General features: G+C 38.5%; 24 protein-coding genes and 1 riboswitch. Of the genes, 21 read left to right on the top strand and 3 right to left on the bottom strand.

The window, feature by feature from the left end; genetic code table 11:
• The first annotated feature begins 7 nt into the window (after nucleotides 1-7).
• The 14 genes from ACFX4N_RS04635 (at nucleotide 8) to rarD (ending at nucleotide 10,936) form a co-directional block, all read left to right on the top strand.
• Nucleotides 8-445, top strand: coding sequence for a BrxA/BrxB family bacilliredoxin (locus ACFX4N_RS04635; protein WP_057273040.1), 438 nt, complete (start codon nucleotides 8-10; stop codon nucleotides 443-445).
• Nucleotides 446-579: 134 nt separating this feature from the next.
• Nucleotides 580-1,356 (top strand): class I SAM-dependent methyltransferase, encoded by a 777-nt coding sequence (locus ACFX4N_RS04630; protein WP_041816686.1) that lies wholly within the window; start codon nucleotides 580-582, stop codon nucleotides 1,354-1,356.
• Between the two features lie 383 nt (nucleotides 1,357-1,739).
• The gene (locus ACFX4N_RS04625; protein WP_025752035.1) at nucleotides 1,740-2,342 is read left to right on the top strand and encodes a YpjP family protein; all 603 of its coding nucleotides are present in this window, start codon (nucleotides 1,740-1,742) and stop codon (nucleotides 2,340-2,342) included.
• A gap of 188 nt (nucleotides 2,343-2,530) precedes the next feature.
• A complete protein-coding gene (locus ACFX4N_RS04620; RefSeq protein ID WP_013056696.1) occupies nucleotides 2,531-2,845 on the top strand; it encodes a thioredoxin family protein in 315 nt (104 codons plus the stop codon).
• Between the two features lie 90 nt (nucleotides 2,846-2,935).
• Nucleotides 2,936-3,068, top strand: a riboswitch (cobalamin riboswitch).
• A 258-nt stretch (nucleotides 3,069-3,326) separates the two neighbouring features.
• On the top strand, nucleotides 3,327-4,286 hold the full coding sequence (locus ACFX4N_RS04615) for an ABC transporter substrate-binding protein (protein WP_013056697.1): 960 nt from the start codon (nucleotides 3,327-3,329) through the stop codon (nucleotides 4,284-4,286).
• A gap of 88 nt (nucleotides 4,287-4,374) precedes the next feature.
• Nucleotides 4,375-4,983, top strand: coding sequence for an adenosylcobinamide amidohydrolase (locus ACFX4N_RS04610; protein WP_013056698.1), 609 nt, complete (start codon nucleotides 4,375-4,377; stop codon nucleotides 4,981-4,983).
• A gap of 4 nt (nucleotides 4,984-4,987) precedes the next feature.
• Nucleotides 4,988-5,974, top strand: a complete 987-nt coding sequence (gene cbiB, locus ACFX4N_RS04605) for an adenosylcobinamide-phosphate synthase CbiB (protein WP_057273041.1) — start codon at nucleotides 4,988-4,990, stop codon at nucleotides 5,972-5,974.
• Nucleotides 5,949-7,028 (top strand): threonine-phosphate decarboxylase CobD, encoded by a 1,080-nt coding sequence (cobD, locus tag ACFX4N_RS04600; protein ID WP_057273042.1) that lies wholly within the window; start codon nucleotides 5,949-5,951, stop codon nucleotides 7,026-7,028. Before cbiB ends, cobD begins: the two co-directional genes overlap by 26 nt.
• The gene (locus ACFX4N_RS04595; RefSeq protein WP_377260904.1) at nucleotides 7,025-7,585 is read left to right on the top strand and encodes a bifunctional adenosylcobinamide kinase/adenosylcobinamide-phosphate guanylyltransferase; all 561 of its coding nucleotides are present in this window, start codon (nucleotides 7,025-7,027) and stop codon (nucleotides 7,583-7,585) included. The genes cobD and ACFX4N_RS04595 overlap by 4 nt, the downstream gene beginning before the upstream one ends.
• Complete coding sequence (gene cobS, locus ACFX4N_RS04590) at nucleotides 7,582-8,355, top strand: adenosylcobinamide-GDP ribazoletransferase (RefSeq protein ID WP_013056702.1); 774 nt, start codon at nucleotides 7,582-7,584, stop codon at nucleotides 8,353-8,355. The genes ACFX4N_RS04595 and cobS overlap by 4 nt, the downstream gene beginning before the upstream one ends.
• Nucleotides 8,313-8,930 (top strand): histidine phosphatase family protein, encoded by a 618-nt coding sequence (locus ACFX4N_RS04585; RefSeq protein WP_057273044.1) that lies wholly within the window; start codon nucleotides 8,313-8,315, stop codon nucleotides 8,928-8,930. Before cobS ends, ACFX4N_RS04585 begins: the two co-directional genes overlap by 43 nt.
• Nucleotides 8,882-9,304, top strand: coding sequence for a bifunctional adenosylcobinamide kinase/adenosylcobinamide-phosphate guanylyltransferase (locus tag ACFX4N_RS04580; RefSeq protein ID WP_029321350.1), 423 nt, complete (start codon nucleotides 8,882-8,884; stop codon nucleotides 9,302-9,304). Before ACFX4N_RS04585 ends, ACFX4N_RS04580 begins: the two co-directional genes overlap by 49 nt.
• A complete protein-coding gene (locus ACFX4N_RS04575) occupies nucleotides 9,304-9,873 on the top strand; it encodes a cob(I)yrinic acid a,c-diamide adenosyltransferase (RefSeq protein ID WP_013056705.1) in 570 nt (189 codons plus the stop codon). The genes ACFX4N_RS04580 and ACFX4N_RS04575 overlap by 1 nt, the downstream gene beginning before the upstream one ends.
• Before the next feature lie 136 nt (nucleotides 9,874-10,009).
• On the top strand, nucleotides 10,010-10,936 hold the full coding sequence (gene rarD / locus ACFX4N_RS04570) for an EamA family transporter RarD (protein WP_013056706.1): 927 nt from the start codon (nucleotides 10,010-10,012) through the stop codon (nucleotides 10,934-10,936).
• Between the two features lie 91 nt (nucleotides 10,937-11,027).
• Here rarD and ACFX4N_RS04565 read toward each other — a convergent pair whose 3' ends face one another.
• Entirely contained in the window at nucleotides 11,028-11,354 is a 327-nt protein-coding gene (locus ACFX4N_RS04565) for a MerR family transcriptional regulator (RefSeq protein WP_013082852.1), read from the bottom strand.
• 297 nt (nucleotides 11,355-11,651) lie between these two features.
• On the opposite strand from ACFX4N_RS04565, the gene ACFX4N_RS04560 reads away from it, so the two are divergent.
• A complete protein-coding gene (locus ACFX4N_RS04560; protein ID WP_013056708.1) occupies nucleotides 11,652-11,810 on the top strand; it encodes a hypothetical protein in 159 nt (52 codons plus the stop codon).
• A 33-nt stretch (nucleotides 11,811-11,843) separates the two neighbouring features.
• On the opposite strand, the gene ACFX4N_RS04555 is transcribed toward ACFX4N_RS04560, so the two are convergent.
• Entirely contained in the window at nucleotides 11,844-12,764 is a 921-nt protein-coding gene (locus ACFX4N_RS04555; RefSeq protein ID WP_013056709.1) for a CobW family GTP-binding protein, read from the bottom strand.
• A gap of 252 nt (nucleotides 12,765-13,016) precedes the next feature.
• Between ACFX4N_RS04555 and panE the strand changes: the two genes are divergently transcribed.
• Together panE and ACFX4N_RS04545 are read left to right on the top strand one after the other, a co-directional pair.
• Nucleotides 13,017-13,946 carry a 2-dehydropantoate 2-reductase gene (panE, locus tag ACFX4N_RS04550; protein WP_057273046.1) on the top strand — a complete coding sequence of 310 codons (930 nt, stop codon included), beginning with the start codon at nucleotides 13,017-13,019 and terminating at the stop codon, nucleotides 13,944-13,946.
• The gene (locus ACFX4N_RS04545; RefSeq protein WP_013056711.1) at nucleotides 13,946-14,746 is read left to right on the top strand and encodes a GIY-YIG nuclease family protein; all 801 of its coding nucleotides are present in this window, start codon (nucleotides 13,946-13,948) and stop codon (nucleotides 14,744-14,746) included. The genes panE and ACFX4N_RS04545 overlap by 1 nt, the downstream gene beginning before the upstream one ends.
• 50 nt (nucleotides 14,747-14,796) lie before the next feature.
• On the opposite strand, the gene ACFX4N_RS04540 is transcribed toward ACFX4N_RS04545, so the two are convergent.
• Nucleotides 14,797-15,108, bottom strand: a complete 312-nt coding sequence (locus tag ACFX4N_RS04540; RefSeq protein ID WP_016763842.1) for a hypothetical protein — start codon at nucleotides 15,106-15,108, stop codon at nucleotides 14,797-14,799.
• A 243-nt stretch (nucleotides 15,109-15,351) separates the two neighbouring features.
• On the opposite strand from ACFX4N_RS04540, the gene ACFX4N_RS04535 reads away from it, so the two are divergent.
• Genes ACFX4N_RS04535 through proC form a run of 4 tightly spaced genes read left to right on the top strand, consistent with a single transcriptional unit; the run spans nucleotide 15,352 to nucleotide 18,126 of the window.
• The gene (locus ACFX4N_RS04535) at nucleotides 15,352-16,239 is read left to right on the top strand and encodes a 5'-3' exonuclease (RefSeq protein WP_057273047.1); all 888 of its coding nucleotides are present in this window, start codon (nucleotides 15,352-15,354) and stop codon (nucleotides 16,237-16,239) included.
• Nucleotides 16,240-16,285: 46 nt separating this feature from the next.
• Nucleotides 16,286-16,633: a YojF family protein gene (locus tag ACFX4N_RS04530; protein WP_013056714.1), complete on the top strand. Its 348-nt coding sequence runs from the start codon at nucleotides 16,286-16,288 to the stop codon at nucleotides 16,631-16,633.
• A 23-nt stretch (nucleotides 16,634-16,656) separates the two neighbouring features.
• A complete protein-coding gene (gene bshB2 / locus ACFX4N_RS04525) occupies nucleotides 16,657-17,319 on the top strand; it encodes a bacillithiol biosynthesis deacetylase BshB2 (protein WP_013056715.1) in 663 nt (220 codons plus the stop codon).
• A gap of 3 nt (nucleotides 17,320-17,322) precedes the next feature.
• Nucleotides 17,323-18,126, top strand: coding sequence for a pyrroline-5-carboxylate reductase (proC, locus tag ACFX4N_RS04520; RefSeq protein WP_057273048.1), 804 nt, complete (start codon nucleotides 17,323-17,325; stop codon nucleotides 18,124-18,126).
• The last annotated feature ends 49 nt before the right edge of the window (nucleotides 18,127-18,175 follow it).

Genomic DNA, 18,175 nt, shown 5'->3' with positions numbered 1-18,175 from the left:
TGTTAATATGTCAATGGCATATGAAGAATATATGCGTCAGTTAGTTAAACCAATGCGTCAAGAATTAACTCAAGCTGGTTATGAAGAATTAACAACAGAGGAAGCCGTAGTTGATTTTATGGAAAACGTAGCAGGAACAACTTTTGTTGTCGTTAATTCAGTTTGTGGATGCGCTGCTGGTTTAGCACGTCCTGCAGCAACGCAAGCGTACTTACAGTCTGAGCAAAAACCAGATCAAGTGGTAACTGTTTTTGCCGGTCAAGATAAGGAAGCAACAGCTAAAATGCGTGAATATTTTGGGGACATTGAGCCTTCATCACCGTCTATGGCGCTTTTAAAAGGAAAAGAAGTCGTTCATTTTATTCCTCGACATGAAATTGAAGGTCAGCCGTTAGAAGTTATTTTTGAAAACATTTTAAATGGCTTTAAGCAGCACTGTTCATAAAATGTCCTGCTTTTGTCACATCTAGTATATAGATTTTTAGAGAAAAATCGCATATACTTTATAAGAAAAAGGATGTCTATCGGCATCCTTTTTCTTTATGTAAATAGCCAAACAGTGTAGGGGGAGTTATGAAAGTGATTGTTACGACTGCTGGTCGAACAAATGAACAGATGATTGTAAAAGCCAAACAAGTAGCCGCTGATTTAAGTATACCTTTTGTAGTAAGAGAGAAGAAATCCGTTGCAGATCTTCAGAATCTTCAAGCTGCAGACGTGCTGGTTGTCGGTAAGAATAGAGTAGAGTTGCACGTTCAAAACGAAGAGGAACCTATTTTTTTTCATCCAAATTCCGCTATGTTTAGAGTGAAGAGATGGCTGCGCGGAGAACGTGATCCGTTTATTGAAGCTGCTGGTTTAGAAAAAGGAATGAGCGTGCTTGACTGTACACTTGGTCTTGCATCGGATAGTATGATGGCGAGCGCAGCGGTAGGGAAAAGCGGGAAAGTTGTCGGACTAGAAGGCAACCGCTATGTAGCTTATTTAGTCAAACAAGGACTTTTAAATTGGGAAAGTGACGTACAAGAGTTGAACGATGCAATGAAGCGTATAAACGTGGTTCATCAAAATTTTGAATCGTTTTTGGCGTGTTGTGAAGATAATTCTTTTGATGTTGTCTACTTTGATCCTATGTTTCAAGAGCAAATTGATGAATCGAATGGAATTAACGGTATTAAAGCAATAGCACTGTATACTACGCTGACGCCAATGGCTATACAAGAAGCAAAAAGAGTAGCCAAACAAAAGATCGTGCTAAAAGATCATTGGAAAAGCAGTCGTTTTGAAGAACATGGATTTACCGTACAAAAACGAAAAACATCAAAATTTCATTACGGGACAATTGATATACAATAATAAACAAAAAAGTAAAATGGATTCCGATCATTGAAAAGACTTCCAAAACCTTTTAGGAATTAAAAAGTTTTGGAAGTTTTTTTTATGAATTTCATCTAAAGTTCATAAAAGTATGATATATTTTTGAACATAAAAATACTTTTGTGTTTAAGCATCCAGCAAAAAAGGAATATCTTGTATAGGTTTCCGCTCGGTGTGACAACCTCAAACAGAAGAAGGAAGGTGCTAACTAAAAAGTCTTCGAATGCCCGTAGGCAGCATAAATGAATAAGCAAATATAGGTAAAAAATTAATAAGTATGTTACAATACCTAGTGAGTTATAACAATGAATTTTACGATATGAAAAGACCATATGGGAAAAGATGAGAAAGGAAAGATACGAATGCCTAGATGGATAAAAAGAATGCTAGTTGTATTTATTACAGTATTTACATTTGGGCTTGTCACTCCACCAGAATATTTATACGTTGATGATGCAAAAGCGGACAAGCAACATAAAGCAGGGTATGTAAGAGAAACAACTCCTGTCACAGCTGTTATAGAAGATATTCATTTGCCATATGAAGAACCAAAATATGAAGACGTTTCATCATTTGTTACGTATGCAATGGAATCAGCTGAAAAACAGTCAGTGGAAAAATTCGGAACAAAAATTGGGCCTGTCATTGAAGATGAATTTCGTCAAGCAGTGTTACCTAAAATTGAAGAAGTGCTGACCGACATTGGCACTGAACGTGAACAGTCAATTCAGAATCTCGAGATAAGCGAGCATCCTGCTGCTGGCTATGGTGAAAAGATTTTCCATGTATATGACCGGGAGACCGGTCAGGACTTAATACGGTTTCACGTACGGCGTGAAAATCCTCCAAAAGATGGATACTGGTTTAATTTTCACTATCATGCGGCTGCAGATAATTTTCAAAAGCATTATGATTTAGGGAAAATTTATTGGAACCGAAACATGCCGCCTAAATGGTTTAGCTGATAATAGACACAACATTCTACGATTTCGAAATGTTAGCTTTTTTAAGCTAGCATTTTTTTACGTCTAAAACCGTTATGGTCTAAATAAGCTGAAACATTAGCACAACGATAAAAAAATCGTTTATAATGAAGTCAGACTTCTTACCATAGAATAGTGAGAAGGAACGAATAGATGCTGGAGGTAACACAATGAAACAATTTACGGAAGAAAAACAATTTCGCGAACAAATTAAGAACGAAACACTAAGCGTTGGGATTTTTACGACAACGTGGTGTCCTGATTGCAAACGTTTGGATATGTTCATTGATGAAATCGTTGACGAAAATACAGATAAAGCATGGTTTAAAATTGACAAGGATGAGTTTGAAGAACTTTCTGCTGAAAACAATGTAATGGGTATTCCTTCTCTTCTTGTATATAAAAACGGTGAAAAAATTGCACACTTGCACAGTGCAAATGCTAAAACGCCTGAAGCGGTCCGTGAATTTTTAGCAACTCTTTAATTCCTTAAGCTGCGAGAGCATTCTCGCAGCTTTTTTTGTGAGAATGGCTATTTCCATTTTTCCATGAGTGGGGTATACTAGGACAAGTGAATAATCGTAAAGCAATAAGGTCTCAATTTAAAGATTGAGTGAAAAGGGAAGTCTGGTGAAAAACCAGCGCGGTCCCGCCACTGTAAGCGCTTTGTGCGTAAGTCAGGAGACCTGCCTTATTGTTAGCTGTGAAACCTTCGAGGAAGGGTGAAGCAGGGTAATGAACATACATATCAAGTATAGTGAACGGATTCTTTTCCTGCTTATCTTGACGTTACCTGCTTTGCTTTCAATTGAAAGTAAAGCTTTTTTATTTTGAAGCTGCCGGCGAGCAGTATACATAGTCAAAGCGGAAAAACGGGATAGCGCTGCTTTTTGCATGATCATTTGCTTTTTCTTTAACGTGGAGGTTTCGTATTCACAATGAACAATATATAGGGGGAGTATTTAGATGAAAAAATGGCTTTCGTATTCCATTATTGCACTGTTAGTCATCGTACTTGCTGCATGCGGTGCAGGCAGCCAAAGCAACAGTGATAAAAAAACGAAGCAAGATACGGCACAAACGTCACAAGCTGCATTTCCAGTAAAGGTAAAAGACGCGCGTGATAAAGAAATTACGTTGAAAAAACAGCCTAAGAAAATTGTTTCATTAATGCCAAGTAATACGGAGATTGTATATGCCCTTGGCCTTGAAAAAGAATTAGTCGGTGTTACAAGCAACGATGATTATCCTAAAAGCGTAAAGAAAAAAGCGCAGGTAGGAGATATGAACGTTAATGCAGAAAAAGTTATTGCTTTAAATCCTGATTTAGTGCTGGCACACGCTTCAAGTATGGGCGTTTCGGATGAAGTATTTAAACAAATTGAAAGTGCGGGTATTCCGGTATTTGTTGTAAAAGATTCAACAACGTTTGATACGGTTTATGATTCTATTACGCAAATCGGTAAATTAACAGGTAAAACAAAAGAAGCTAATCAAACAATTAAAGACATGAAAGAAAAAGTAGCTTCAATTGAGAAAAAAGCAAAAACGATTTCAAAAGAAGATCGTAAAAAAGTATGGATAGAGGTATCAGGAGCTCCTGAGATTTATACAACAGGAAAAGGTACGTTCATGAACGAAATGCTTACTATGATCGGTGCTGATAACGTAGCGGGTAGTGAAAAGGGTTGGGTTAAGTTTTCTGAAGAGCAAGTTGTTAAGTTAAACCCTGACGTTATTATCGCAACGTATGATGCAGACAAAAATGAGATTATGAAGCGTCCCGCTTGGAGCAGCATGACTGCTGTAAAAGAGGGTAACATCGAGAAGGTTGATCAAAACAAAATCAACCGCTTAGGACCTCGTATTGTAGATGGCTTAGAGGACTTAGCAAAAGCAGTATACCCTGAGGTGTACAATAAATAAGAAGAGGGACCATATTCCAGTTCGAATTGAAAAGGGGATTGGTCCCTTTTCACATCTTAAAATTGAAGAACGGCCTGAGCTTTTAATCATGAAAACCGAGACTTCTTATAAAACATACAGCTCAGGGGTTTTAGGAACAGGTATTACGGAAACGGACACCTTTTACAATCGATTTGTTCACAAAGACTATTATTCAGATACTCCTTCTATGGAGTATGAGCAATATTTGATGAAAGAAAATGTACGCCATGAGCAAATCGTAGGGTTGATGACAGCCGTTTGGTTAAAAGAAAGAGCGGTTTACTGTTATGAAGGCTACGGAGTAAGAGTAGCTTCCGTGATAACGGCTGGAGTAGGAAACGCAGTAGATATTACAGCTGACGAAGCTGTCCCGTTCTATTCCTCTCCCGGTACAATTAATATGTTTTTTTTCGTGGAAGGTACGCTTACGGATGCTGCGTTTTTACAGCTTTTTATTGCGGCCACAGAAGCTAAAACAAAAACGCTGTCACAGCTGGGGGTCATAGATCCAGCTACAAAGACGATTGCTACGGGAACATCTACGGACAGCATCTCAGTTGCAGCGTCTCAGCAAGGACCATTATATGAATATGCAGGCTCTATGACCGCTTTAGGTCAAGCGGTAGCCAAGCTGGTGAAAATAAGCTTAGAGCAGGGACTTAAGGGAAAGAGGTGAAAAAATGAGTATTACACAAGCGATAATTGCACACATGACGGCCATGACGATTGCTTTACTAATTGACCGAATGATAGGCGACCCCGAAAATTGGCCGCATCCCGTTCGCTGGTTTGGCAAGTGGATTTATTGGATGGATTCCAGATTAAATAAAGGTGTAGGAAAACGATTCAAAGGATTGCTTCTTGTGATAAGTATGGCTGTGCTAGCAGGAGTTGTTCCCTTTTTGTTCCTCCATGCTTTGTACGGAGTTGATTTTATAGCAGGTGTTTTAGTAGAGGGCGTAATGATTGCGACTACTATATCCACTCGTTCTTTAAGCGAAGCTGCTTATAAGGTACAAAAGCCGCTTCAGCTAGGAGATATGGAGAAAGCTAGATATGAAGTAAGTATGATTGTGGGACGAGATACAGATCGTTTGTCAGAAGGAGAAATTGCCAGAGCGACGGTAGAGACCGTGGCTGAAAATACAAGTGATGGTATTACAGCTCCGCTTTTTTATGCATTTATAGGAGGAGGAGCCCTAGCCTTTTTTTACCGAGCTATTAACACATGTGATTCGATGGTTGGGTACAAAAATGACCGCTACTTTCTGTTCGGCTACTTTAGTGCAAAAACCGATGACGTATTAAACTATATTCCAAGTCGGCTAACTGCAGTAGTGATGACGGCTGTTAATGTAGTAAAAAGCCAGTATTCTCTTGGGCATGTAACGAGTTTGATTAAGCGTGATGCTAAGAAGCATCCAAGCCCAAATAGCGGATACGGGGAAAGCGCAGTGGCTGCTCTTTTAGGTATTCAACTCGGCGGGCTTAATACATATAAAGGCATAGAATCTAATCGTGCAAAAATGGGTGAACCACTCATTCCCCTGCAAGCCGGTCATATTGAACAAGCTGTTTTCATTATGAAAAGGACGGTCTATGCTACGTGGTTATTATATCTTTTGTTAGGAGGAGTTATTAGTGCTATTACCTACACATGGAGCTAATCCTAATGTCTTTTTAAAAGCAATAGGGGCCGAGAATTTATCGCATATAAAAGACTTTAGCGTGAATACAAATCCTTTAGGGGCTCCCCTTGTGCTTCACGAAAAGTGGAACGAATTCAAGGATGCAGCGTTTAGTTATCCTGATCCTCAAGTAACAGAGCTGAAAAATAAACTTGCAGCTCATCATCATGTTTCAGCTGCTCAAGTGCTGCCTACAAATGGCGCCGCTGAAGCGTTTTTCCTTATTGCTTCGTTATTTTCAGGAGAGAAAGCAGGGATTGTACAGCCGACCTTCGTTGAATATGAACAGGCAAGTAAAGCTTATGGATGTGAAGTGACATACGTTCCTTTAGCTGAAGAAAATGGCTGGAGCTGGGATATAGAGTTGATTATGAGTATTCTTCCGGACATAAAAGTACTGTGGATTTGCCATCCAAATAATCCAACGGGTGTTATGTATAGTCATGAGGAATGGATGAAAGTAGTAAAAGCTGCTGCTCATCATGGTACATACTTAATAATTGATGAGGCATTCATTGATTTTGTCGAACATCAGCCTTCATTTGATTCTCTTATTCTGGATTATGAGCATATCATTGTGGTGCGTTCCATGACAAAGATGTTTAATATTGCCGGGCTTCGTCTTGGCTATATTTTGGCAAATGAAAAAATCATTAGCAAGATGTCTAAAAAGCAGCCTCCTTGGAGTGTAAATGGATTGTCGCAGCAAGTAGGAATGATATGTGTGGATGAAAAAGATTTTGTGAAAAAAACCGTACATTATATTAAACAAGAACGGGAGCGGATCTTGAGTCAACTAAAGGAATGGGGGCTTTTGGTTTCTCCTTCTCAAACAAACTATTATCTTTGCAGCGTTCCGTCTTCTATTAAAACGCGCGAATGGCTTGTCTATTTAGCAAGCCATGGCGTGGTAGCTCGTCATACTGAAAACTTTCCATTTTTAAATGGACGCTATATCCGTTTGGCCGTGAAAACGAAAGAAGAAAATGACTATTTACTTAAAATAATCAAACAAGGACTCGATGAAATATGATCATCTTTATTAGCGGAGGCGTTCGAAGCGGAAAATCACGTGGAGCGGAGAATATGGTTCAAACTTTTTGTACAAAGCGCGCTGTTTATATTGCCACAAGCAGGCAAACAGATAAGGAAATGCAAAAACGCATCCAGCTTCATCAAAAAGAACGCCAAGCAGCGAACACGCCTTGGATAACGATCGAACAGTCTGTAAATTTACAACAAATTTTGCCAAATCTTCAAAGTGATGATGCTATACTTTTGGATTGTGTCACGAATTGGCTTGCCAATGAGCTTTTTTTAACAGAAAGAAGGTGGCAAACAAAAGAAGGGAAACAAGCGGTTTTTCTTCATATGATAGAAACGCTCGATAAGCTGTTTGCGCAGTCTCAGCCGGTTGTGCTAGTATCTAATGAACTGTTTGAAGCGGGCGTATTAGAAGAGCCCACATATAGCTATATGAAGATGTTAGGGAAATTACATCAGTATATTGTAGAAAAAGCAGATGTGGCTATTTGTGTAGAAGCGGGAATTTATCGTTTTAAAAAAGGAAAGGAATGTGTAGATATATGAAAGAATGGATAGCTATACTACGAATTTCTCTCCAGTTTTTTACGATCTTACCACTGGCTAAAACCGTTCAATGGACTGAAAAAAGAACGGCACGCTCACTTTTTGTGCTGCCTTGGATTGGTATGTTACTAGGCTTGATGTTTTATAGCTTTTTACAGCTGCTTCAATCTTCACCTATCACTACGATTGTTGATAGTATTTTAGTTTTGCTTTTACCGCTTGTTTTAACGGGTGGCCTTCATTTAGACGGCTGGATGGACGTAAGCGATGCGTATTTTTCTCATCAGTCAAAGGAAAAAAAACTGCAGATTTTAAGTGATCCGCACGTTGGGTCTTTTGCTATTCTTTCTCTTATGGTTCTGCTGCTGCTGCGTTTTAGTGCGATCTATGAATTAGTGTCTCTTTCTTCTTTATCAATTTGGGCATGCTTAATTGTCTTTACGCTTCCAAGAATTGGAGCAGCCTTTTTGTTGTTGAGAGATAAGCCCGCTAAAGAGACGGGTCTGGCTGCATATTTTCAAAAAGGAGTCACCAAACGGTCTATTTACGGATTTATCATCATGAGCCTATTCTTAGTTGCTATTTTCGTTATTTTTATGGACAATAAATTCATTATTCTTTTCTTTGCCGGTTTTCTATGGCTCTGGATACGATTTTATCGTTCGCAGTTTGGTGGCGTAACAGGAGATGTTATAGGGGCAACCATTGAAGGAGGAGAAACGCTTTTATGGATAATTCTTTGGTTATCACATGTATTCGTCACGGCATGACGCTTGAAAATCAACAGAAAAAATATATAGGGTGGAGTGATCCGCCTTTAAGTATAGAAGGGAAAAATGAATTGAAAGAGCTTTTTCTAGAACCTCAGCTCGTTATTTCCAGTGACTTAAAAAGAGCGCTAGAAACAAGTGCAGTTGTTTTTCCAAAATCTCAGGTGGTTAAAAGTAAAAATTGGCGTGAGCTGCATTTTGGAGATTGGGAAGAGAAGACGTATGAAGATTTAAAAAACATACGGGCGTATAGAAATTGGATTGATCACTGGACAGAACATACGCCTCCGAATGGTGAAAGCTTCTCAAGCTTTTCAAACCGAATTTGGGCAGCGTGGGAAGAAGCGGTCGATTTGGCGGCCAGTCAGCAATTGCGTCACATTGCTATTGTTTCACACGGCGGACCACTGCGTTTACTTGCATCCCACTTTAAACAGACAGCGTCGCTTTGGGATGTTTCTTTTTCTTATGGAGAAGGTTTTTCAGTAGCGTGTACATCATACAAACAGGCAAAGGAGAGAAGAGCATGCATTTCGTATTCGGCGGTGCATTTACCGGCAAAAGAAAATGGGTGAAGCAGCATTATGCCAGTGAGTCGGTAAAATGGCATTGTTTGTATGAAGACCCTGTTTTACCAGCGCTTGAGTTCGAAGAAAGTTACATAGTGCTAGAAGGATTTGAGCACTATGTTAAGGAATTAATACATAGCGAGCTGGAGTCTCCGCACCTTGTTGTTAAAAAGTTAATACAGAAGTGGAGAGACAGCGGTGTATGGGAAAAGTTAATAGTGATTGGAACTGAAGTCGGCAAAGGGATTGTTCCTTTAGATCCAACAGAGCGGCAGTGGAGAGATGAATGCGGGTATGCGTATCAGCATTTAGCGGCATATGCCCGGAAAGTAGATCACATTTGGTACGGAATTGCTAATCGATTGAAGGAGGAAATATAATGAACATTTACACAAAAACAGGGGACAAAGGGCAGACAAGCTTAATTGGAGGACGAGTAAATAAAGATGATATTCGAGTGGAAGCATACGGTACGATTGATGAGCTAAATGGCTTTGTAGGTCAAGCGATTTATCAGCTGGATGAAACAACATTAAAAGATGTAAAAGAAGAGCTAATTACGATTCAACATGAGCTTTTTGACTGTGGAAGTGATTTAGCATTTGCAAAAGATGATCATCCGTACAAAGTAACAAACGACATGATATCAGTACTTGAAAAGCGCATTGATGTCTATATGTCAGAAGCGCCGGCCATTGAGCGTTTTATTTTACCTGGAGGCACACCTGCAGCGACAACGCTTCATATTTGCCGGACGATTACACGCCGCGCAGAACGGCTTGTTGTTGGCGTGCAGCGTGAGTATAAAATTAATGCGGCGGTGCTTCAGTATTTAAATCGTTTATCCGATTATTTCTTTGCTGCGGCTCGAATCGCTAACGCGCGAGAAAATGTACAAGATGTAGAATATATTCGCAGTGCCAAAGTATTTAAACAGCCTAAAAAATAAGGTATAAAAAACGGTCGAGCTAAAAGCGATCGTTTTTTTTAATGAGCTATTTCGATAGGCAAAATAAAGCTATAAAAAAGAGGTAAATGCATCTATAATGATAAGAGACAGAGAGATAAAGAAAAGAGGTTGAGAAATGAATCAAGATTCTAAACGAGCAGGTATTGTTTATACAGCCAGCGCTTACGTTATGTGGGGGCTTTTTCCGCTTTACTGGAAGCTTCTTGGCGAGGTGAATGCGAATGAAATACTCGCTCACCGTGTCATATGGTCATTTGTTTTTATGCTTTTACTTTTGCTTGTGACAAAGCAAATGAGTGCTTTAAAGAAGACGCTTGGTTTATTATTTCGTAATACGAAACAAGCGGTCATTTTATTTGTGGCTTCAGTGCTGATCAGCATCAACTGGTTCGTTTACATTTGGGCGGTTAACCATAATCATATTATTGAAACAAGTTTAGGTTACTACATCAACCCGCTCGTTAGTATTTTACTTGGTATAGTCGTTTTAAAAGAGAAGCTTAATTTTTGGCAGGGTGCTTCTGTTGGATTAGCTGCTATAGGTGTTATCGTTATGACAGTTACATACGGGCATATCCCATGGGTATCATTAAGCTTAGCGTTTAGCTTTGGTTTGTACGGTCTTGTAAAAAAGACTATTCAATTAGAAGCAAAAGTAGGATTAACGATTGAAACGATGATGGTTGCACCTATTGCAGTTATTTATTTTATTTTTCTTTTAGTGAAAGGATCTTCAAGTTTTTCCCTTCAGTCGCTTGATCTGAGTGCTCTTTTAATTGGAGGCGGTGTTGCTACAGCTATGCCACTATTATATTTCGCTAAAGGGGCCCCGCTTATTCCGCTATCGATGGTCGGTTTTTTACAGTACATTGCTCCTACCATGACGCTTTTATTAGGGGTATTCGTGTATCATGAACCGTTTTCTAGCGTAGAGATGATTGCCTTTTTGTTCATTTGGGGCGGATCGGTTATGTTCATTTTATCTAAAACTAAGTTCATGAGTTCTCATCAGCCGAAATTCTTTAAAGGGCGCTCAGCTTAACGGACAAAAAAGCGGATATCTTTAGATATGCGCTTTTTTGTCTGCCGTAAAGAAATAAAAACGGAGACGGGAAAGTCACCGTATGTATACTTTATAGCTTCCGCTTGAAATGAGCGTTCAACTGACCTTGAAGCATTTGGTTTTTTACTTCTTTCATTTTTCTCGCTTCATCTTTTTTGGCCAGTTCTGTGCGTATTTCACTCGTTTGAACTCCTTCTTCTATGCGATCGGCAATATCCATTAATCGTTCGACGTCTGAAAACGAATATTTCCGGATACCCGTATTGGTTCGGTCCGGAAAGAGCAGGCTTCTTTTCTCGTAGTAGCGAATTTGCCTTTCTGATAAACCGGTTAATTCTTTTACAATCCCAATAGACATGACTTTTTTATCTCGATATGACGCTTCATTCGTAGACAATCTCCCTCACCCCTGAGTACGTAGTAGTATGTTATTATTATAAAGGAAAAAAATACAAAAATTTATAACATGTAATACATTCTAACATATATATGTTATATTTTTGAATTACTATGTGAGAAAAAGTGACATAAATAATGAAATAGGGAAAAGAGTCCTATAAACTAATGATTAACTCGATCCCAAGTGGTTAACCATACAGGATAAAGCTTTGTGGTTAACCACTTGCTTTCAAAATGATGAATAGAAAATAAATGTGAGAATATACATAAATTCTAAAAGGGAAGGGCGTTTTAAATGGCTGTGCAACAATTGAAAAAAGAAGAGATTATTGAGCTGGCAAAAGAAATTATTGAACTTGATTTGAAAAGAGATGAAAAATTTGAAGAGTTGACAGAGTTAGCTGGAAATCGTGCATATGAAATTTTGCGCAGAGTACAAAATGCCTGTTTATAAGTAATAAAAAAAATCCCGCTCTAGGCGGGATTTTTAATTGGACTGCTGTTCAAGATTAAATAATTCTTGTTTCATCTTAGTGTGGTCGAGGTTTTCCCCTATAAAGACAAGAGTGGTGGGCAGCTTCATCATTTCTTTCATATATAGAGGCATGCCGTATGAATATTGAAACGAATACGTATCATCCGAATGAGTAAAGCGCATATAGCCTTTAATACGATAGATGGTATCTGGCATTTGGCGCAGCCAATTTTCAAATAATTCAAGATCCACTTTTTTTGTAAACTCATATACAAATGTTTTCAAATGAAGATGATCTTCAACATGAGCCTTATGGTGCGGCTGTTTTTGAGACAGCTGAGCTCTTTGAATCACGTCAAGCTTCACGCGGGAAAATGTCGTTAATAATGTTATTGCACGAGCGTTAATTGATTGAACCTCAAAAAGCAGGGAAGACTTTTCTGCCTCAGACAGCATGTCCGTTTTATTTAATAAAATTACATCCCCATGTTTTACTTGTTCTTGAAGAAGTTTTTGAAGTTGAATGCTTAAGGACCCACGTTCTTTCCACCTTGTTGCATCGAGTGTGGTGATAATACTTTTAATCGTGACTTGATGCGCAAAAAGAGGAGACATACAGGCATCCAACACTTCAATGGGATGTGCAACTCCGGTTGTTTCTATATAGATAGCATCCAATGTGTTCTCCTGTAGAAGTGAATGAAGCTGAGTTTCAAATTGACCTTGAATAGTACAGCACACGCAGCCGTTTAGCAATTCTTTTAACGGCGTGTCTTTTTCTACTTCATTTGAGTCAATCGAAACTTGGCCAAGCTCATTCATCACAACAGCAATGTTGCGATTACGATCTTTTTCTTGCTGAAGCAGCTGTTTAAGTAACGTTGTTTTTCCACTGCCTAAAAATCCAGATAAAATGTAGATTTCTGTTTTCATTTCAGTCTCTCCTATGTAAATAACATTGTTTAAATCGAAACTTTTCCGATTACGGATTGGTAAATAGTATATCCAAGAGGGGATAAATATCTATGCGTAAATTTTTATGCTTTTTTGTATTCATTATAACAACTTTAAAAGCGCTATGGCTATCTTTTGTAAAAAACTCAAAATACAATGAAATAAGAATATTATAAAATTTCAAACTAGCTGTGCTACAATAAAAGAAAAAGAAAAAGGGGAGCAAAAGTTATGCGAATATTAGTTTTAGGCGCAGGCGGTGTTGGAGGTTATTTTGGAGGCAGGCTTGTGGAAAAAGGAGAGGATGTTACTTTTCTTGTTAGAGAACGCAGAAAAAAAGAGCTGGAACAAAATGGACTTGTTATCAAGAGCATACACGGTGACTTCACTTCACCTGTACAAGCTATTACAAAATCTGAGATGAAAGAGCCTTATGATGTTATTTTGTTCACAACTAAGGCTTATCATCTTAAACAAGCAATTGAGGATGTGCGTCCTTTTGTAGGGAATCAGACAGTTGTCGTACCTTTGTTAAACGGTATGGCTCACGTCGTTCCTTTACAAGAAGCTTTTGGGGAAGAAAAAGTCATTGGAGGACTGTGTTTTATTGAAACAACTTTAAACAAAGATGGAGATGTCGTCCAGACGAGTCCCGCTCACAGACTTGTATTCGGTGAATTTAAGCAGAAGGAAACAGAAAGATTACAACTGATTGAGCAAGCGTTCAGTGGTACAAAAGCTTTGTTTGTAAAAAGTTCATATATTGAACAGGATATGTGGCATAAGTATTTATTTATTACGGTTATGTCAGGCATGACCACTCTTATGCGCGCACCTGTTGGCCCAGTGCTAGCGGCAAAAGGAGGGCGTCAATTCGTACAAGAGCTTTTTAAAGAAGTTGAAAATATTATGATGGCATACGATGCACCATTAGCTGAAGGGATTATTGAACAGCATATGAATACGATGGACAAAATGACGTATGACATGAAGTCATCGATGCAGCGTGATATGGAAAAAAGTTTTCAAATTGAAGGAGACCACCTTCAAGGATATTTGCTGACATTAGCTGAAAAATCGTCTATACACGTACCCCTTCTTCAAACTGTGTATACGCATCTAAAAGTGTATGAAGAAATGTTAAAAGGTTATCAAAAATAATGACAGCGAAAATTGATTTAGCAGTCATGCAGGTACTGCAGAAGCTGCTAAGTACAGCAGAAATAGGACAATTGCCTTCCGCTCCCGGCATTTATTTTTTCTTTGATAAACCCGGCAGGCTTTTGTATATCGGAACAACGACGGGCTCTCTATTAGAAAGAGTAAGAGCTCACGTTGCAGGAAAAGGCGTTAGCAACACAAAAAAATTCCACAAAGAAATTTATGCTGTTGGATATATTGAAGTTCATGGATTAAAAAAAGAATTAGATATGCTGAGAACGATGCTTGTAAATGGTTATTTTCCAAAATACAATAAACAAGATGTAAAAAGAGAAAATGAATACGACATTTACACCGTTCACGGCAGAGTCCTCAGGGATACAGGAGTTGATAAGAAAAAAGTCTCCAAGCGAAAAACGGTGCTAAAGCCAACGTTGAAAGAGATAGAGATTCGTCAAGAAAACAGCGATATTACATATGCACGAGTCGCAAATATGAATGCTGAAGATCGAGTGAAAAAATTGTGGTCTTGTCAAGAAGCAGGAGCGCAGCTACATCTTCCGGAGTCGAAAGTGTTAGCAATAAGTGACCGGCTCTTAAAAGAGCAGTATACATTTCAGCGAGATATGAAAAAGAATATGATGTTTACGATGCGGGATTTAGTTGTTATTCAAGTGTTGTTAAATTTAAATCCGACCCATGATTTGAAAAAACGAGAAATAAAGGAAGCCATCAGTTTAGTGCGTAAATTTGGCATAGAAGAAGCTCTTCGCATCTCTGAAAAATTACTCAAAACGTAATAAAATCCATGATCATTGTGATCATGGATTTTATCATTTATCATTCACACTTAAGCTAATTCGTCAATAACTTTTGGTAGAGCCATAATGGAAATAACGCAAAGTGAACTGACAACTTGATGCATTTCAAAAATGGCAATGATGAATAACATCAGTGATATATATAATTGAAGGCCTTTTAATCCCCACGGCTTGCGATCGAAAAAAAAGTCGCTAAGTACAAATACAAAGAAAATGAGCGAACTGAACAAAATAATCATGGATGTAGACATGGAACGATCATAAGCAATGATAAATAACAAAGCGAGAAGCGACACAACAGATATAACTTTTAATGTTTTAATCATCGTGTTTTTATTCACTTTTTTCACCTTCATTTGTAGGATTGATCTTTCATCCTCATTTTATAGGATAGTCAAAAGTTCTAAAAGTCAAACGAATAAATCATAACAACAATTTAACATCTTTATACTACATTTACATTGAGAGAAAAAAATGGGCGTGTTTTGAGCTTTCTGCGCTTCATTGACGCGTGCAAAGAACAAGTGCTATAGTATGTTTGCTCTAAAAGCTAAAGGAGCAAAGTTTTCAAAGGACGTGACTATGTGAACGAAACACTATTAGTAATTGATGGATTTAATTTATTAAGCCGCTGTTATTTTGCTACTTCTTATGGCAGAGATGAAGCAGCGTTGACAAGAAACAGTAAGGGCCAATTTACAAATGCCCTGAGAGTAACGATTCAAAAAATGCATGCATTGATTCACCAATATGAGCCAAGCCATATTTTCGTCGCTTGGGATGTTAAGCGTGAGGATACAAAACGTAAAGATACATACGCCCTATATAAGCAAACAAGAGCAGAGCTGCCTGAGCCGCTGATTCAGCAGTACGAAACGTTAAAACAATTTTTTGACACAGTAGGCATTTATCAAATGTCATTGTCTTCTTATGAAGCAGATGATTTAATTGGAGCACTTGCAAGCAAGTGGAGTAAGGAAAAGCAAAGTCCAGGGTACATCTATAGCAATGACCGAGACTTGCTTCAGCTTCTAGATCAACATATTTCGCAAATTATTGCCAAAAAGCAGGTTGGCGATCTTGTTTATGGCTTTAAGCACTTTCAAGAAGAATACAATATTCATCCTCGTCAATGGGTGGACGTAAAAGCATTGCTTGGTGACAAATCTGACAATATTCCGGGCGTTCCTGGTGTAGGAGAAAAAGCCGCACTGCCTCTTATTCAACAATATGGCTCTATCCATGAAATTTATGCACAAATTGAACAATTAGATCCAGCTTTTAATCGTTACAAAAAAAAGCTGGTCGAAGGAAAAGAACTAGGTATGCTTAGTCGTGAACTCGCTGAGATTATTATAGACATTCAAGAAATCAGTATGTTGACTTGGGAAGAATTAACATTTATGTATGATTATGAACGATGGAATAAAGAAATTCAAAGTCTAGAACTAAACATTAGGATTCGCTCATGATTTTTAGTACAATACAATTTATGAACATGAGAAAGGAGTAACAAGCGTGCAACCAATTCATAAAGAAACAGTCCAAAAAAAAATACAAACATTTTTAAATAAAGACGTATATGTACACCTTGAAACGACAAACGGTGCATATGCTTCACACGTAAATGAAAAAGTAATGACAGTTGGGGCTTTTATTCGCAATGGTAAAGTCACTATTTCAAACGGAAAGATAACTGGAGAAGGTCCTTATCGTGTAGGTCTTCAAATTGATTTAGGATGGATTTATGCAGAGGGATTAACAGATTGGGAAATTGATGAAGAAGGCCGACTTCTTCTAGCTGGGCATGACTTTGAAGGTCGTTTAGCAGTTGCCCTTCAATTAAGTGAACATCCGTTTTCATAACAGAAAAGAGAGGAGAATAGAACATGGAAGAAAGATTATTAATTGTATTTCCGCATCCTGACGATGAAGCATATGGAGCAGCAGGAATGATCACGCAAGCTAGACAAAAAGGAACGCCCGTTACATATGCCTGTGTTACGCTAGGTGAAATGGGACGAAATATGGGTAGACCGCTGTTTGCTAACCGTGAAACTTTACCTCAAATCCGAAAAAAAGAACTTTTAGATTTAGCGAACGTTTTAGATATTCAAGACTTGCGTATGCTAGGGCTTCGTGATAAAACGCTGGAATTTCTTGATATTGATGTTTTTGCAGATAAAATTGAAGAAATCATTAACGATGTAAAGCCGACTCACATTTTAACGCATTACCCTGGCTTTGCGGTACACCCTGATCATAATGCTACGGGTGCAGCTACGATTCAAGCGGTAAAACGTATGCCAAAAGAAAAGCGTCCGGTTGTTTGGTGTCATGCGTTTTCAAAAGATCGTATTGAACATATTGGAGAACCAGATGTTATTTTTGATGTAACAGCGATGAAAGATAAAAAAATTGAAGCGTTAAAAGCCCATCGTTCTCAAACAGAAGGAATGATGAACGCAATTGACTTCGATCGCTTATCTGACTATCCGCAAATGGAACGTTTATTAACTAGAGAAGAATTCTGGACATATAACTGGGAGTAACAGATGAAAAAACAGCGAATTTTATTTATTGGAGCAGGACGAATGGCTGAAGCTGTAGCGGCTGGTTTGGTTACGAGCAGCGCTGACAGTATTGAGACAGTGGTGATGTCAAACAACGGAGATATTGAGCGGTTACAGCGTGTTGAAACAACGTACGGCGTACAAACGACGCAAAATTGGCGCCAAGAAGTTGACAATTCGGATGTTATTATTTTAGCGATGCCTCCCGAGGCCCATCCTTCCGTGCTCAAGGAACTTTCGACTCATTTAAATCAACAATTTGTCGTAACGTTAGCGGCAGGAATTGGTCCGAGTTACTTAGAAAGTCATCTTCCGCAGGATACGCCTGTCGCTTGGATTATGCCAAATACAGCTGCTATGATTGGACAATCGATGTCACTGTATACACTTGGAACTTCTGCCACAAAAGAGCATAAAGAAGTGCTTCAAATGATTTTAAAAGGAATTGGTGAAGCGCATGAGTGTTCAGAGAAAGAAGTACATGAGCTAACGGCTGTAACTGGCAGTGCACCGGCATTTTTATATTATTTTGCAGAATCGTTAATTGATGCAACTACTGCTTACGGTGTGGACGAAAAAACAGCCAAAGATTTAGTTATTCAAATGATGTATGGCTCTGTACAAATGTTGCATGAAACCAAAGATCCTGCGTCTTTAAGAGAGCAAGTAACAACTCCAGGCGGCGCTACTGCCGAAGGGTTAAAAGTGATGAAAGAACAAGACTTTTCCTTAATAATAAAGCAGGCAATTGAAGCAACGAATAAAAAAGCAATGGGTGGAAGCTAAAAAAGCTCGTACAACCATATGTTAGCTGAAAAATCCGAACTATAGTTCA

The sequence above is a fragment of the Priestia sp. YIM B13551 genome (assembly GCF_042787905.1).
GTDB lineage: Bacteria > Bacillota > Bacilli > Bacillales > Bacillaceae_H > Priestia.
Note: the sequence above shows the minus strand (reverse complement) of the source record. Positions and strands in the feature narration are given on the sequence as shown.